Below are 16,067 nucleotides of genomic sequence, written 5' to 3'. Positions count from 1 at the left end.
ACGTTTCTGCTAAGCGGCTTGCCCATTTTCCAACGACAGTCAATCATTTAAGGAGCGAAATCAGTGAGTAGTAATAACGATGAGACCAAACAGAATTTACGCGCGCGCGAAAAAAACGCCCATGTTCATCAAGATCGGGATCGGTCTGCCAAAATGGTCCATTCCCAATTTGATAACATTGGGCTAACGAAGCGAAATTCGGAGTATATGTACAAGTTTACCCAAGCGTTTAACAATACTAGCAGTAAATTATCAACGGCGCAAAAAACGGAAATTGTTAACAAAATGGTTCAAGACCTGCTTGAAGGCCAAAAATCAGGTAGAACAGCCCGCAATATGTGGGGAACGGTTGAACAACGGGTTCAGGCAGTCTTAAATCCGCCGAAGCGCAAGCCAGATCCCAAGCGCGATTATTGGCCTAATGCGGGGTATAATGCGTTATTGTTTTTGATGATTTTTACGTTTATGTACGGAATCATTGGCTTTTTCCCATCTAAGGGGCATCCACAACCCGTTATGGGGATTACAGGCATTTTAATTAGCGCTGCCATTGCTGGTGTCGGCATTCCACTTGTTACAATGATGTTTACGCCTGGGGTGAAACACAAATACTCAATCTGGATTCGCATTGCCATTATGATTGTCTTTGTAGTCGTCTGGATGGGTGTCTTTACTGGCGCTGCAATGCTGCCTGCAGTCATTAACCCTGCTTTAAATAGTTATGCTTATATTGTCTTGGGACTGTTGAGTGCTGGCGGTTCATGGTGGTATAAACGTCACTTTAGCATAACCGGTGGGCTTTTTTAATGGTTTGACATATGAAGCATTAAGTGTCGAAATGTGACATAGGATATCAATCTGCTTTTGGGAGGATTACCAAAGCAGATTTTTATTTTAATCGTTCAAAACACGAACATTATATGATTTCGAATTCGAAATAATCACAATAGCCATAAATTAATTCCAATAAAAGACTTTAACTATTTAGAAAGTTCGTGTATAATCGATAACAACTTTTAAGAAGCTGTTACTTAGTTATTGAGATTCATTATGAGAGCATCATGAGATTATTGCATCAATGATTGCTTATTATGAAACGTCATGGTATGTTACTAAGCAACTTAAATTATAAAGGAGCGAGATAGATGGTTAGTTGGGATAGTAAGTTCGGTAAAAAGGGATATACGTTTGATGATGTACTGTTAATTCCTGCAGCAAGTGATGTATTACCAAATGATGTGGATTTATCAGTCCAGTTGGCTGACAACTTGAAGTTAAATGTTCCTTTTATCAGTGCCGGAATGGACACTGTGACCGAATCAAAGATGGCGATTGCCTTAGCAAAGCTCGGTGGCTTGGGGGTTGTTCATAAGAACCTCAGTATTGAAGCGCAAGCAGCTGAGGTTGCCAAGGTAAAGGCCGTTAAGAAGACAGCCGACACGCCTAAAGCAGCTGTGGATGATCATGATGCATTACTAGTGGCGGCTGCCGTTGGCGTTTCAACTGATACCTTTGATCGTGCGTCAGCCTTACTTAAAGCTGGTGCTGATGCAATTGTTATCGATACTGCCCACGGCCATTCTGCTGGCGTGTTAAGAAAGATTGCCGAAATCCGGGATCATTATCCAGACACGACGTTGATTGCAGGCAACGTTGCCACTGCCGAAGGAACTGAGGCCTTATTCCAAGCCGGCGTTGACGTTGTGAAGGTTGGCATTGGTCCCGGTTCAATTTGTACCACACGAGTTGTTGCCGGCGTTGGCGTTCCTCAGATTACGGCTGTTTATGACGCCGCTTCGGTTGCTAGAAAATGGGGTAAGCCAATAATTGCCGATGGCGGTATCAAGTATTCTGGCGACATCGTTAAAGCACTTGCAGCTGGCGGTACAGCCGTCATGCTTGGCAGTATGTTGGCAGGAACGCAAGAAGCTCCTGGTGATGTATATGAAGAAAATGGTAAGAAGTACAAGACTTATCGAGGAATGGGTAGTGTCGCGGCGATGGAACAACAACATGGTTCTGCTGACCGCTATTTCCAAGGTGGCGTAAGCGAAGCCAACAAATTAGTGCCTGAGGGTATCGAAGGCGAAGTTGAATACAAAGGAAGCATTAACGAGATTGTCTTTCAAATGGTTGGTGGCCTGCGTTCCGGAATGGGCTATACCGGATCGGCAACCGTTAAGGATCTCAATGACAACGCTCAATTTGTTGAAATTTCCAACGCTGGTTTGCGAGAATCTCATCCTCACGACGTGACCATTACCAAGGAAGCACCAAACTATAAAAGAGAAGATTAATACTGCGTCCAGACACTGGAATAGTTATTCCTAGCGTTTAAGCGTTTAACGAAGAAAACCAATCACCCCAAGTCGGGATGATTGGTTTTCTTCGTTAAATAACTAAATCAGCTGAAAAACAATGCGATCATCGGTTTATTTAACTATTAGTGAAATTTTCAATCACGCATAATTAGGTTACCATATTTTAGTAACCAGTTTATAAAAGTTAGCAGTTCAATGCGATTTGGGTCACCTTCACCCAACCACGGATGGCTTTGTCCTGCTTGTCGATGACGTAATTGTAAGTGGCAGTTCGTAGGCCGGGCTTTTTGATGACCGCTTGTTTGGTGGTGATGACCGCTAGATAATTATCATCGGGCCTCACCCGATAGATGACTTTTGTGAGATGGAGATCTTTAAAAATACTGGCGTTGTCGCGAACAAAGACCTCTGCTGGTTGTAGACGAACCGTTTTGACTGTGTTGACGACTGAACTGCTCTTTTTGGAATTTGAGGCTAACCCGATAATCGTTAGGTTGGTGCCTAAAATTACAAACGTGATAGTCGGAACGACTATTAATTTTAAATAATCGAGCGGTTTAGTTGTCATTTGCAACATCTCCTAATAATCAATTTTCTATTAAGAGTATAACATCTCTGTAAGTGAAGCCTTAGATCTAACCACTTTTTCTTTTTTGCCAAGCAACTTATCCGAATACCCGATTTACATTGCTGACTTAGAATTTCCTTGAAATATAAACACAGCGTTATATAAATTGTTATATAATGGGCCTAGATGGGTTCGAACCGGCATGGGAAAAGGGGCGCGTTATGCAGAAAAAACAATCAACCGTGATGGTTATATTTTTACTATCATTTTTCTTGGGGGTGTTTTTTCCGGCTATTCAAGCATTGGCAGCTGTACCCGTTACGCCCCACGGAACGGCGAGATTTGAAACCAATACAGCAACAATCAATATTACCCAAAATTCTGCGGTAAATCGGCGAATTTGGACGCAGGCAATTCAAGCATGGAACCGTACTGGCGCATTTAATTTTATAATCACTACGACGGCTGCAGATATTTCTGCTCAAGCGGATACCAAACTGGGGGTAAACTACACGGGCATGACTTTTATTACCATTAACCAGCAAGGTTACTTAGACCATGTTGACGCGGAGATTAACCCCCAGGCATTTAAAGTTTACCGGTATTCCAAGTTTGAAATGGTTAACGTTGCCGAACATGAGTTAGGGCATTCAATTGGCCTCAATCATAACCCGAATCGAGCCAGTGTCATGTATGCGGCCAATCGTTATTACGGTATCCAAGCCGTTGATATTGCTGGCGTTAACCAATTTTATAGTTCCCAAGCCGATAGCATTCGAATTCCTGATCGAAGTGCCACTTTTCGAGATCCAGTTACTGACGGTAAAAAGAACGTTTCCTTTGATAAATTTGATCCGCTGTCGTTTTCGGTTTGCCACCACACGCCCTTCGTTTATCAAATACCGCATACGTTGGTCGAAGAACTAATTAAAAACTTCACAACCCTGAGCCGACTTGCTTACGTTTATGACGGTTAGCCGTGAGTATTTTGTTAGGTTGAGCTAGTTATTTAACGTGGATTGGATCCTTAAAAATGATCTTTCGACGGACGTTACCAATCCGATCCGGTTGGGTTGCGTATAGTTGCTGAACACTTTGAGTGTCAACGCTTTGGATGCTGTAGTAACGATTAGCGGCAAACATCACACTGGCCCGGTTGGGATTGTGCAGTAGCCCAATGGAATGGCCAAGTTCATGTTCGGCAACGTTGACAATTTCTGAAGTTGAATAGTGATAAGCGGCTAAGGCTTGCGGATTTAATTCACTTTGGGTATGGCTGATATAGCCGTCACTACCAGTCGTGATATAGGTCATGCCGGTGTAATTAACACCGAGGGCTGAATTGGTACTCGTAATTACCTGGGCACTATCATCTGAAGTCGGGACAAATTCAAATACGCCCGTGCGATTCCATGCCTTGATAGCTTGATTCCAAATCTTCTGGTAGCGAACTGAGTTGCTTGAAGTGTTGATAGTGGCAGTTGCCGATTGAAATCTGGCTGTTCCGTGAGGGGTAATCGGAGCAGGCGTGGCGGAGACGGTGAAGGTGCCCACTCCCAAAATTAAAATAATAGCGATTAGCAGAATTGTATCAAAGGGTTTAAACCATTTTTTAAGCATGGGAATCACTTCCTTATAGGAAAACACGGCAGGTAGGTATTGATAACAATTGAGAAACGAGAATAATCATTATTAAAACGCTAACAACATCCTCATACTAAAATCATTATAATCTGTCAAAGTTTGATAAACAATCAATTAGGTCACCGGGTTTAGCAATTATTACAGGCTTGAATTAACGATGATTTACTTAATAAAAACTAAGATGTGCGGTTGATGGTTTTTTCTTTGGGGGAAGTAGGCTATATTTAGTATGTAGCCCATTTAGGGTGCGCAAAGCAGAAAGCTGTAGCTAAGCTGACTTGTCCAAAAATCCAGGCCCGGGATTTCCGGCCAAGTTAACTTAGGCTCCGCTTTCTAACCGCTTTGCTCCGCTCACTTTTTAGGACAGCTGCGCAAAGCAGAAAGCTGCACCTAAGTCAACTTGTCCAAAAATCCAGGCCCGGGATTTCCGGCCAAGTTAACTTAGGCTCCGCTTTCTAAGTGCTTTGCTCCGCTCACTTTGTTAGGACAGCTGCGCCAGGCAGAAAGCTCCATATAAGCACCTCTAACAAAAATCCCAGACCCGGGGATTTCTGTTAGAGGAGACTTATATTCCGCTTTCTAAACGCCTGGCTCCGCTCACTTATTAGGACAGCTGCGCAAAGCAGAAACTTCCGCATAAGCACCTCTAACGAAAATCCCAGAACCGGGGATTCCCATTAGAGGAGACTTATGCTCCAGTTTCTAACCGCTTTGCTCCGCTCACTTTATTACTGGAGGGATTGATTTGGCGTACTCGAATATTCTTGAGCGGCCTTATATTAATATTACAAACATTATTTGGAGCTTTGATCGTACAACTAATCAGGTTAATATACTGCTGGTTAAGCGGGATCAGACACCATATAATCACTTTTGGGCATTACCGGAAACCTTTATGCGTTACCAAGAAAGTGCCGATGATGCAGCACTCCGTCTGGTCAAGGAAAAGATTGGCTTGGCGCTGTCAAATAGTCATACGGAGCAGTTGGCCACCTTTACCAATATTTTGCGGACACCGGATTCGCGGGCATTGTCATTGGCATATATGACTTTTTTGCCGGATAAGCCTCAGCTAGAAGCAGGCTATGGGGCCTCTGATGCTCGCTGGTTTGCGATGGGGTACACGGACCATCAGTATGTTTTTTCAAATGGCGACTTGGTATTTAAGACTGCCGCTAGTTTAACTGAAAATCAATATTACGATCAATTCGCTCAAAACCAGACACACAGCAAAACACATTTAGCGTTTGATCATGAGTGGATTTTGAAAGTTGCGTGCGATCGAATTAAAAATAAGCTGGATTATCAGCCAAATATCTTGTTAGTATTGGGAACCCAGTTTACGTTAAAAGATGCCCGATTGGTTTATTCACCCTTTTTAAAGACCCCCATTAATGAAATTGATAATTCAAACTTCAAAAAAAGCCATCGAAAATTATTTACAGATATTGGAACAACGGCGGCTAGGCGTCCGGGACGTCCAGCTCGACTCTACAAACTGGCTTACGTTGGGGGTTGAAATTCAAGCAAAAGCGCGTTAACGTATAATAAAAGTTAGTGGGTACTTTTATTTTATCTAAATAAAAGTTAAATTTACTTTTAATTTGTTGAGATCACATAAAGAAGGATTGACCTATGGATAATTTATCGATGTTAACTGATTTATATGAATTTTCAATGGCTAATGGGTATCGGCAAGCCTTGGAAAATGAAGAGGGCGTCTTTGACGTCTTCTTTCGTAAAGTGCCTGATAAGGGCAGCTTTGTCATTTGCGCCGGCCTCCAGCAAGTAGTTCAAGCGTTGCAAAACTTTCGGTTTGATCAAAGCGATATTGATTACTTGCGCTCGCTAAAGTTGTTTAAAGAGAATTTTTTGGATTACTTGAGTAAGTTTCAATTTAACTGCCAGGTCGCGGCGATTCCAGAAGGGACGCCGGTTTTTCCAAGGGAACCATTGCTGACAATTCGGGGACCCTTACTCCAAACTCAGTTGTTTGAGACACTGGTTCTCAATCTTTTGAATCACCAGTCATTGATTGCCACCAAGGCTCGCCGGATTACTTATGCCGCTGGCAATCGACCAGTGATGGAGTTTGGCGCTAGAAGAGCTCAGGGACCAAGCAGCGCAACTTACGGCGCCCGAGCAGCGGTGATTGGCGGCTGTACCAGTACATCCAATGTGCTAGCGGCCAAGGAATTTGGCATCCCTTCTGCCGGAACAATGGCTCATGCTTGGGTTGAGGCTTTCCCAGACGAATTAACAGCCTTTGAAAAATGGGCAGAAGTTTATCCAGATAATGCGGCTTTGCTGGTCGACACCTATGACGTTTTGAAATCAGGCGTTCCAAACGCAATCAAGGTATTTAAGCAATTGAAAGCTAGTGGCCATCAACCAGTTGGGATTCGAATTGACTCTGGTGACATTACCCAATTAGCACGTGGGGCCCGTCAAATGTTAGATGACGCTGGCTTTTCCGATGTTAAAATTACCGCGTCAAATGCTTTGGATGAACACGTGGTGATGTCACTGCTTAACGAAGGGGCACCACTAGACAACTTTGGGATCGGTGAAAATTTGATTACCAGTGCTTCTTCGCCGGTTTTGAGTGGTGTTTATAAATTGGCTGCGGTTTCTGATGGGCAGGGTAACTTAATTCCTAAGATTAAAGTGAGCGCGAGTCGAGAAAAGCTGACGTTGCCCGGGTTAAAGCAAGTTTATCGTCTGTACCATAAGGGAACTAAGAAAGCATTTGCCGATGTAATTGCTTTAAAGGATGAGAAACTGTCTGATCCACTGGACGTTGTTAAAGCCAATCCGCTTGCAACCAAACGAGATCAATTGATTAGAGACTTTGATGCGGTTGCATTGCAGGAACCGGTTCTAGATGGCAAAAAACTAAAAGCTGATTTGCCGGATGTTTTCACTATTCAAAAGCATGGTAAGCAAATGCTTAGTGAATTGCCTTCAGCAACCGAACGACTGACTAATCCCGACGAATTTCCAGTTTACGTGACCCATCGTTTGGATCAAATGCAAGAAAAGTTATTAGAAAAACAGGGGAAGTAATTTATAGCGTTTACTTAAATTTTGTGACTAGTTGTTAGGTCGGCTTTTGATCTTTCAACTAGTCTTTTTTGGCGATTGAATAATAATTTTAAGAAGGTGTGTTTTCATTTGAAAAAGAATGTTATATTAATTACGCAATCGAGTTCAAGAAAATAATAATGTGGTTCCTATATGCTTCAGTGTTGTTCTTTTAATTCATTTGAAGTTTCGATATTTTTGCTTGCACCAGCAATTTGCGATAAAGAGGGAAATCGCTATGAGCTTGCATGAACAAATTAATTGCCAACTTGTTAGTTGGTTATTAAAATTTGTCACTCTACTGTTTTTATTTGGCAAAATTCGAGCACCAGCAGCAAATTGATATTCTGAATGGGGTAATGATTAACTTTTTTAGAGCGTATCAATAAAAATGCGCCACGTACAGAAATGTACGATAAGGAGATCATGAATATGAATATTGATTGCAGGCTCAAACGGGGTGCTTGTTTTGTCGTGGTTAGCATATTGACATTAGTGGCTCTGATATTCTTGTCTGGGCCGATTCGAGTGTCAGCTGATGTAAGCGGCACTGCAGAAGCTGTTCCAGTATCGGTTCAAACGGATACTGGGGGGACAACGACTGCAACCAACGTAACCCAAAGCACAACGGACATAACGTCATCGCCGGATCCATCAGTGGTGGATGCCGGGCAAACAGATTCAGTTAACTCAACTCAAGCGCCTGAGGGAACTGGAGCCGATGTTAATACTGATAACGTAGCGGATCCAACTTCTTCAAGTGTTGATGATCAGACAAGTTCAAATCAAGATACTGTCAATTCGACCCATACTCAGGATTCGTCAGTTAATCCTGATCAACCAACTTCTACCGAAAAGAATCAGCCACAAGTCACTGCTAAATCAGCTTCTGACAATCTGAAGGATCGTAACATGGTTGTTTCAACGCCTTCATCGGCAAGGTTAACCGCTCAAGCTGAAGATTCCAAACAAGACGTTCAAGCAACTGCAGCTGTTCAAGCTGCCGATTCAATGACGGTGACAACCGAACAACAATTAGCTGATGCGATTAGTAAAGCACCCAAAGACGGGACGGCTCAAACAATTATCCTTGGCGGGTCATTTGCAACTAAGCAGATAGAAATTGTTCAAGGCCAAAACATCACTTTTACCAATGATGCTGGCCAAAAGGTGACCTTAAAGCTCAATGGTGCCATTATTGTCGATAAAGGGGCGACGTTGAACTTCCATGGTGATCAGGCTCAGGGAATTACCATTGCGCCTGGTGACGATTTTCAAAGAAAATCGGATGTGCCACTTCAAATTTCGGGAACAACTGAAATGACCGGTACCGATATTATGGGCTTTTCCTTTAAACCTTGGATGCCCCACAACGTTGCGACCGTGACCGTTAATGGTGCCAATGCCAGTTTAACGATGGATAAGGATGCTCGCGTCATCAACAATAATATCTCGACTGATCAAGGGTCAAATATTGATGATGCTGGTGGTATTTCTGTCAACGATGGGGCCACTTTAACGATGAATGAAGGTAGTTCTGTAACTGGGAACACAATTTCGTGGAATGCATCACTTGCTGCTGGAGGGATTGGTGTTCATGATGGTAGTCATTTGATCTTAAATGGCGGTACTGTCAGCAATAACCAAGGCCCGCAAGCCGGCGGAATCATCGTTGGTGATCGGAATGATGCAGATACAGACCCCCAGAACAAGCTTTCTACCTTTGTTATGAATTCTGGAAAAATTGATGGTAATATTTCTTGGAACGAAGCTGGTGGCGTTTATATTAATGGTAATGGTTCATTCGTTATGAATGGTGGCGCCATTACTAATAATTCTACTGGTTATGTCGGTCTTTCAACAAACGCGGCTGCTCCAGGTGGTGGTATTGCGGTGTCAACTGGGTATACCGAGCAAGATTATCAGGATGCGAATGTTTATGATCAAAACAATGCAGCCAAATTAGTGATTAATGATGGTCTCATTGATGGCAATAAGGCTGCCGGACCTGGTGGCGGCATTTACGTTAACTCAAATGCCGTTACAATTAAGAAAGCTAAAATTACCAATAATAGCGCCGCAATGTATGGTGGTGGAATTTATGTCAGCATTGCTCACTATACGTTAAAACTTGGTAATAGTCTTATCACAAATAATTCAGCAACAGCTGGCTCTGTCATCTCGTGGACCGATGGCACGTTACTTAATCCAGGCATTGGTGGCGGCGTTTGGTTTTGCCCAACTGGCAATGCGACGATTAATGTAACTGATGGCACGGCTATCTATGGTAATAGTGCTGTGAATAAGGGAAATGATTTTGCCAGTGAAGTTAAAGCTGGCTATGGTTCCGTGACCCTTGCCAATGAAATACTCGGTGGCGGAGACGTTGCCTGGTATCATGATCGTGACGGGCAGCAGGAAACGACCCCAGTCACAATAACTAATCAAACTGGTGCGTTTGACTTGAAGAGTGTTTCTTCAGCTCAAGCACTGGCCGCGGCTTTAGCAACCGTCATTATTAGTGGCAATTCTGCTCCTCGCGGCGGGGGCATTGGGTCTAACGGGACTGTCATTTTCGGTGAACCAGGAACCAAAGTTATCAAAGTTAATAAGCAGTGGGATCTTAACGGTAATCCTGATGCTGAATTACCGGGCAAAGTAACCATTAACTTAACTCATGACGTGACGAATGCTGATGGAACGACTTCAACAATTGTTGTGCGCTCAATTGATTTAACCAAAGACAATCATTGGACTGGCGAATTTGCCGATTTGCCAACCAATGTTGACTATGATGTTGCTGAAGTTCCGGTTGCCGGGTTTAACTCAACCGTTAGTCAAGCGCTGACTAAAGTGAGTGATGGTGTCTATCAGATTACCTTTATCAATACGATCAAACCGACAACACCTACGACGCCAGATACGCCAGTAACACCGAACACACCAACCGAGCCGAATACGCCCGATACGCCCAATGAACCCGATACGCCAACAACGCCAAACACCCCGGTTGTACCAGGCCAACCAAGCGTGCCAGGGAAACCACAAGTCCCTAACAAGTCAAGGCAACCTAGCCAGCCAAGTAAGCCTAGCCAACCAGATCAACCAACGGTGCCAAGTAAGCCAAACCGCCCTGTTAATTCGACAATCAAGGCCGGAAAGACCGTGACGCTGGCAGCAACACCTAAGAAGAATTCAACAGCTCCTGAAAAGTTACCACAAACGGGTGATCAAAATTCTTCATTAGTTTCGTTGATGGGCTTGATGATTTTGCTTATTGCATTGAGCGGAATGTTAGTGTTTAAGAAACGCCGAGATGATTAGTGTTTTGATTGATTAATAGCGTTTAAAGTTAATAAGCTAGTAACTGGCACTTGATAAAAGATACCAAGGTTGGAAGGCATTTTGCTACCTCCAGCGTTGGTATTTTTTTTGACTGAAATGTCAATGATTGAGAGTTAGTTATTGGTAAAGGCCTTGCTTCCTTAAGTAATCTTTAAGCTTTCTCTGTTAACATTATTAGCATTGGTTAAACATCCCAGGGCACAGTATAATTGACCAATAAGTTGTCGTTTAATTCAAAAAGTGTAAAATTTATAGTGAACCTGACACTTTAGAATCGTACTTAGTAATTAAGGAACTTTAATAGATGAGGTATAGTCATAATGAAAATTTTAGTTGTCGATGATGATAAAGAAATTGCTCAACTGCTTGAAATTTACATTCGAAATGAAGGGTATGAACCAGTTTCTGCGTATAGTGGCAAAGAAGCCTTGACGCGGCTGCGGACTGAATCCGATATTGGCTTGATGATTTTAGATATTATGATGCCCGGGATGAGCGGGATTGAAGTCATTAAAGAAGTTCGTAAAGATTCTCAGATTCCAATCATTATTTTGTCGGCGAAAACTGAAGACATGGATAAAATTCAAGGGCTTATCAGTGGTGCGGATGACTATGTGACCAAGCCGTTTAATCCACTGGAAGTCATGGCGCGGGTTAAGTCGTTGCTGCGGCGAACTGAAGAACATGTGACTAATGACACGCCGGATGTGTTAGATATTGGACCATTAACCATTAATAAGGACTCGCATGAAGTTAAGACCATTACAGGCACTTTAATCCAATTAACCGCTTTAGAATTTGGGATTCTTTACCTATTGGCCAGTCATCCTAATCGTGTTTTTTCGGCTGACGAAATTTTTGAACGGGTTTGGCGTCAAGAAAGCATTGTTTCCGCTAAAACAGTCATGGTCCACGTTAGCCATTTGCGCGACAAGATCGAAGAAGCAACTAACGGCGAGAAGGTCATTCAAACCGTTTGGGGTGTCGGCTACAAGATTGAATCACACTAATCACAAAAAGAGGGAGTCACTTGAAGTTAACCGGCCGGGAAAAAACTGAATTATTTTTAGAAGGCATTGTGACAGTTATTCTGTTATTGCTGCTAAATTTGTCAATTATTATTTTGATTAACCAATCGATTATGACCAATCCGGGGTTGCGGGATGGTATCTTCATTATTAAACGATCCATATTGATTGGCCCCAACCATTATCATCTTTGGAGTTGGGAAAATATTTTCATTGTCTTAATGTTGATCTTTGATGCCGCGGTAGTTTATTGGCGGCTTATTCGCCGTTATCATCAGATGCAGTTAAGACACATTATTAGCGAATTACATTACATTGCCAATGGGCATTTGGACCATCGAATCAGCTTTAAATTAAAAGGGAATACGCAATCAGTTGTTGAAAGTATTAACGCGCTGGTTGATAGTGTCATTCGGTCAATGAATGAAGAACGCGCTATCGAAAGCTCTAAGGACGAATTAATTACCAACGTGAGTCATGACTTGCGGACACCGCTGACGTCCATTTTGGGTTATCTGGGGCTTATTCAAGATAAGCAGTATCATAGTGAAGCCGATTTATTGAAGTATACTGAAATTGCGTATCTTAAAGCTAAGCAAATGAAGTCACTAGTTGATAATTTATTTGAATATACTAAAGTCAAGCAGACCGGAACGCCGCTTTCGATTAATAAGATTGATCTCAACCAAATGATGGAGCAACTTGTTGCTAGCTTCGAGCTGGATGCCAGAAAAAGTGGCTTGGCGATTTCTGCTAAGGACACGGATCGGCCTTTATATATTGAGGCAGACGCGGAGAAGTTAGGGCGGGTGTTTAACAACCTGATTTCTAATGCGATTAAATATGGCAAAGGTGGTCAAAATATTTACTTGAGTGCCAAAATTGGCAAACCAGGCGAAGCAATTATCAACGTTTCCAATGATGGTCCTCAAATTCCCCCAAAGTCGCTTAACCAGATTTTTGAACGATTCTATCGAGTTGAGGAATCCCGAAACAAAGACACTGGTGGTTCGGGGTTGGGATTGGCAATTGCCCAAAGTATTATTGACCTGCATGGCGGCTATATTAATGTCACCTCAGATCCTGATTTGACAACTTTTGCGATTCATGTTCCAATCAAACACGGTGATCGTTTGAGTCAACCAAACGCGAAGTCACGGATTGGTTAGGACAGCTACGCCAGGCAGGAAGCTCCGTATAAAACATCTTGGCCAAAAACTTAAGCCCGGGATTTCCGGCCAAGATGCCTTATGCTCCAGTTTCTAACCGCTTTGCTCCGCTCACTTATTAGGACAGCTGCGCCAGGCAGAAACCTCCATATAAGCACCTCCAACAAAAATCCCAGGCCCGGGGATTTCTGTTAGAGGAGACTTATATTCCGCTTTCTGAACGCCTGGCTCCGCTCACTATATTAGGACAGCTGCGCAAAGCAGAAACTTCCGCATAAAACATCTTGGCCAAAAATCCAAGCCCGGGATTTCCGGCCAAGATGCCTTATGCTCCAGTTTCTAACCGCTTTGCTCCGCTCACTATTTACTAGAAGGGATTTCGATGAAGTTACGATTTAAATTAATGATTGCCTTAACTGGCGCTTTTTTATTGTCTGCTGGCGTTGGTCTTGATGCAGGTGTCCGTGCTGATACACTTGCCAATCAGCCAACGATTGCTGCCAAAGCTGCGATCGCCGTCGATGCTAAAACTGGCCAAGTATTGTATGAAAAAAACGCGCATCAGGCTTTACCAATTGCATCGGTTTCTAAACTGATGACAATTTACATAGTTCATCATCAAATTAAGCAAAACCATTTAGCTTGGAGTGATAAGGTCAAAATCACGCCTGCTTTGGCCAAATTGAGTACCGCCGCAGAATTAACCAACGTCCCATTAGTTGCTGGCAAGTCTTATTCGGTTCGGCAGTTAACCAACGCAACCTTGGTGGCTTCGGCTAATGCTGCGGCTTTGGCGCTTGGGCAAAAAGTTGCTGGGACTTCAGCAAAATTTGCCAAGTTAATGAATCAGACTGCTAAGCAATTGGGAATTAACGACGCTAAATTTTATAACGCTTCGGGATTAACAAACAAGCTGACGGGGAAATTAGCGTTGCCGAATGTTAGTGCAAATGCTGAAAATGAACTTTCTGCCAGCGATGTGGCTTTATTGGCCAGTAAGTTAATCAAAGAATTTCCCAAAGTAACCCAGATTACTAAGCAAACGCGGTCCAAATTTTACGGGACGACGATTAGCGGCCATAATCAGTTATTGACGGATAAAAAGATTGCTCAAGGCGTCCAGGTTGACGGCTTAAAGACCGGGACTTCCGATAAGGCTGGCGCGTGTTTTGTCGGGTCAGCAACCCAAAATCATCACCGGATTATTACCGTGGTATTAGGCGCAAGCAACAAATCAGCAGCTGATCCAGCCCGATTCGTGCAAACTGCAAAATTAATGCGCTACGTTTTTGTGGCCCAACACCCACTGACGTTTAACAAAGGCAGCCAGATTTCAGGTGTCGGTAAAGCTACTGTGCCAGATGGCAAACAAATGGCTGTAAAAGCCGTCACTAAGCAAAAAGCCTGGGTTTGGGCGCCCCGATCCATTTCTAAGCAGCAAGTTCACGGTCAGTACGTTAAGCTAAATCACAAGATTGCCGCTCCGGCCAAAAAAGGGACCAATGCCGGCGAGACCCAACTCAGTTTTGCCGGGGTGCTGCCTAAATATTTACGTGGTTATTATAATAAAGTCAAATTAGTGACCAATGAAGTGGTCAAAAAGGCCAACCCGTTTGTTTTGCTGTGGCGGGCGATTTTGCGGCTGTTTTGAAAAACATTTGCTTAAAGTGTTTATTAATTGATCCATATCCAATATAATTGTACGTGGATTGTGTTTACACAAATATTACATGGAGCAGGGTAGTCATTGCGTTATAATGGAGGAATCCTTTTGGGTAAAAACATTGCGAAGTCTAGGGAACAAGAGCCGTATTGGCGGCGCATTTTAGACGCTTCGCTGCCAGTTGATTTAAGCTATATTCCAATTGGTTTGGCTTGTGGTATCTTGTTGAACGCTTCTGGATTTAACGTTTGGACCACTTTAATGGTGTCAGTTATGGTTTTTTCCGGTGGAGCCCAATTTTTAATTGCGTCACTACTGGCAACCAGCGCACCAATGTATTCAGTTATTTTGATGATGTTCTTTCTTGAACTGCGGTATGCATTACTGGGGTCCAGCCTTTCAAAGTATTTACACGGGCAATCACTTGGTTTCACAGCTCTTTTTGCGGCTTCAATGAATGATGAAAATTACGCTTTAAACTATTTAAAATTTTCAACGGATAAAAAGTTTACCCCCAAAGAAGCGCTTCACGTTGAACATATGACGTTGGCTTTTTGGACGGTCAGCAATATTATTGGTAGTTTGATTGGAAGTGCCATTCACATTGACTTAACAATTGTCCATTTTGCTTTAACGGCTTTGTTCTTGTACATGATTGTGGTTCAGTTAAAAAATGGGTTGATTATTTTAATTTGTATTTTGTCGGGATTCTTAGCGGCTTACTTTATGGTTTTGACCAAATCAACGTTGGGACTGGTTCTTTCAACGCTGGCGGCTTCATTCATTGGTTTTATGGCAGAGGCATCAATCAGAAAGTATTTTCCCGACAGCAGCTTATTAAGACATATTAAGAATCCAGCTGGTTCACCTGAAGACGTTGATGAGTAGGAGTAGTTCGTATGGAATGGAACACGACACAGCATGTTTGGTTAATATTAGGATGTTTTTGTGTGGCGTTTGCGCCTCGCTTAATTCCACTAATGTTTTTTAGAACCAGAAAGATCCCCAATTGGTTCAATGAATGGATGCGGTATATTCCCGTATCTTTGTTTACAGCACTGGTCGTCAAAGATATTTTTATCACGCCTGATTACGTTGTTTCAGTTGTTAACCGTGCTCCTGAAATGATCGCTGCGGTGATCGTCATTGGGATTGCTTATTGGACACGTTCGATGGCAATTTCGGTTGTCCTCGGCTTATGTGCAGTTTTTCTGCTTGCGATGGTTGTTTAGATGAAGATACATA

At 42.9% G+C, this 16,067-nt stretch carries 13 protein-coding genes; 11 read left to right on the top strand and 2 right to left on the bottom strand.

Annotation, left to right across the window (positions count from 1 at the left end; all coding sequences use genetic code 11):
• Nucleotides 1-63: 63 nt before the first annotated feature.
• On the top strand, nucleotides 64-807 hold the full coding sequence (locus tag YK48G_RS04285; protein WP_203629486.1) for a DUF1129 family protein: 744 nt from the start codon (nucleotides 64-66) through the stop codon (nucleotides 805-807).
• A 338-nt stretch (nucleotides 808-1,145) separates the two neighbouring features.
• Nucleotides 1,146-2,297, top strand: coding sequence for an IMP dehydrogenase (gene guaB / locus YK48G_RS04280; RefSeq protein ID WP_203629485.1), 1,152 nt, complete (start codon nucleotides 1,146-1,148; stop codon nucleotides 2,295-2,297).
• Between the two features lie 208 nt (nucleotides 2,298-2,505).
• Here the strand turns inward: guaB and YK48G_RS04275 are convergent, their stop codons facing one another.
• Nucleotides 2,506-2,889 carry a hypothetical protein gene (locus YK48G_RS04275; protein ID WP_203629484.1) on the bottom strand — a complete coding sequence of 128 codons (384 nt, stop codon included), beginning with the start codon at nucleotides 2,887-2,889 and terminating at the stop codon, nucleotides 2,506-2,508.
• Nucleotides 2,890-3,110: 221 nt separating this feature from the next.
• Between YK48G_RS04275 and YK48G_RS04270 the strand changes: the two genes are divergently transcribed.
• Nucleotides 3,111-3,866 (top strand): matrixin family metalloprotease, encoded by a 756-nt coding sequence (locus YK48G_RS04270; RefSeq protein WP_232365279.1) that lies wholly within the window; start codon nucleotides 3,111-3,113, stop codon nucleotides 3,864-3,866.
• A gap of 28 nt (nucleotides 3,867-3,894) precedes the next feature.
• On the opposite strand, the gene YK48G_RS04265 is transcribed toward YK48G_RS04270, so the two are convergent.
• Nucleotides 3,895-4,509, bottom strand: coding sequence for a matrixin family metalloprotease (locus YK48G_RS04265; RefSeq protein WP_203629483.1), 615 nt, complete (start codon nucleotides 4,507-4,509; stop codon nucleotides 3,895-3,897).
• Nucleotides 4,510-5,278: 769 nt separating this feature from the next.
• Here YK48G_RS04265 and YK48G_RS04260 point away from each other — a divergent pair.
• From YK48G_RS04260 to YK48G_RS04225, 8 genes are all read left to right on the top strand, one after another.
• Complete coding sequence (locus YK48G_RS04260) at nucleotides 5,279-6,052, top strand: NrtR DNA-binding winged helix domain-containing protein (RefSeq protein ID WP_203629482.1); 774 nt, start codon at nucleotides 5,279-5,281, stop codon at nucleotides 6,050-6,052.
• A gap of 116 nt (nucleotides 6,053-6,168) precedes the next feature.
• Nucleotides 6,169-7,599 (top strand): nicotinate phosphoribosyltransferase, encoded by a 1,431-nt coding sequence (locus YK48G_RS04255; RefSeq protein WP_203629481.1) that lies wholly within the window; start codon nucleotides 6,169-6,171, stop codon nucleotides 7,597-7,599.
• Between the two features lie 450 nt (nucleotides 7,600-8,049).
• Entirely contained in the window at nucleotides 8,050-10,941 is a 2,892-nt protein-coding gene (locus YK48G_RS04250) for a Cna B-type domain-containing protein (protein ID WP_203629480.1), read from the top strand.
• A gap of 341 nt (nucleotides 10,942-11,282) precedes the next feature.
• Nucleotides 11,283-11,972: a response regulator transcription factor CroR gene (gene croR, locus YK48G_RS04245; RefSeq protein ID WP_203629479.1), complete on the top strand. Its 690-nt coding sequence runs from the start codon at nucleotides 11,283-11,285 to the stop codon at nucleotides 11,970-11,972.
• Between the two features lie 20 nt (nucleotides 11,973-11,992).
• Complete coding sequence (locus YK48G_RS04240) at nucleotides 11,993-13,159, top strand: sensor histidine kinase (RefSeq protein ID WP_203629478.1); 1,167 nt, start codon at nucleotides 11,993-11,995, stop codon at nucleotides 13,157-13,159.
• A gap of 382 nt (nucleotides 13,160-13,541) precedes the next feature.
• On the top strand, nucleotides 13,542-14,810 hold the full coding sequence (locus tag YK48G_RS04235; protein ID WP_203629477.1) for a D-alanyl-D-alanine carboxypeptidase family protein: 1,269 nt from the start codon (nucleotides 13,542-13,544) through the stop codon (nucleotides 14,808-14,810).
• A 120-nt stretch (nucleotides 14,811-14,930) separates the two neighbouring features.
• Nucleotides 14,931-15,710, top strand: a complete 780-nt coding sequence (locus YK48G_RS04230; RefSeq protein WP_203629476.1) for an AzlC family ABC transporter permease — start codon at nucleotides 14,931-14,933, stop codon at nucleotides 15,708-15,710.
• An 11-nt stretch (nucleotides 15,711-15,721) separates the two neighbouring features.
• Nucleotides 15,722-16,054 (top strand): AzlD domain-containing protein, encoded by a 333-nt coding sequence (locus YK48G_RS04225; RefSeq protein WP_203629475.1) that lies wholly within the window; start codon nucleotides 15,722-15,724, stop codon nucleotides 16,052-16,054.
• The last annotated feature ends 13 nt before the right edge of the window (nucleotides 16,055-16,067 follow it).

It is taken from the genome of Lentilactobacillus fungorum, assembly GCF_016860605.1.
GTDB classification, from domain to species: Bacteria; Bacillota; Bacilli; order Lactobacillales; family Lactobacillaceae; genus Lentilactobacillus; species Lentilactobacillus fungorum.
The sequence above is the reverse complement of the archived record's forward strand: the minus strand, read 5'-3'. Positions and strand labels throughout refer to the sequence as shown.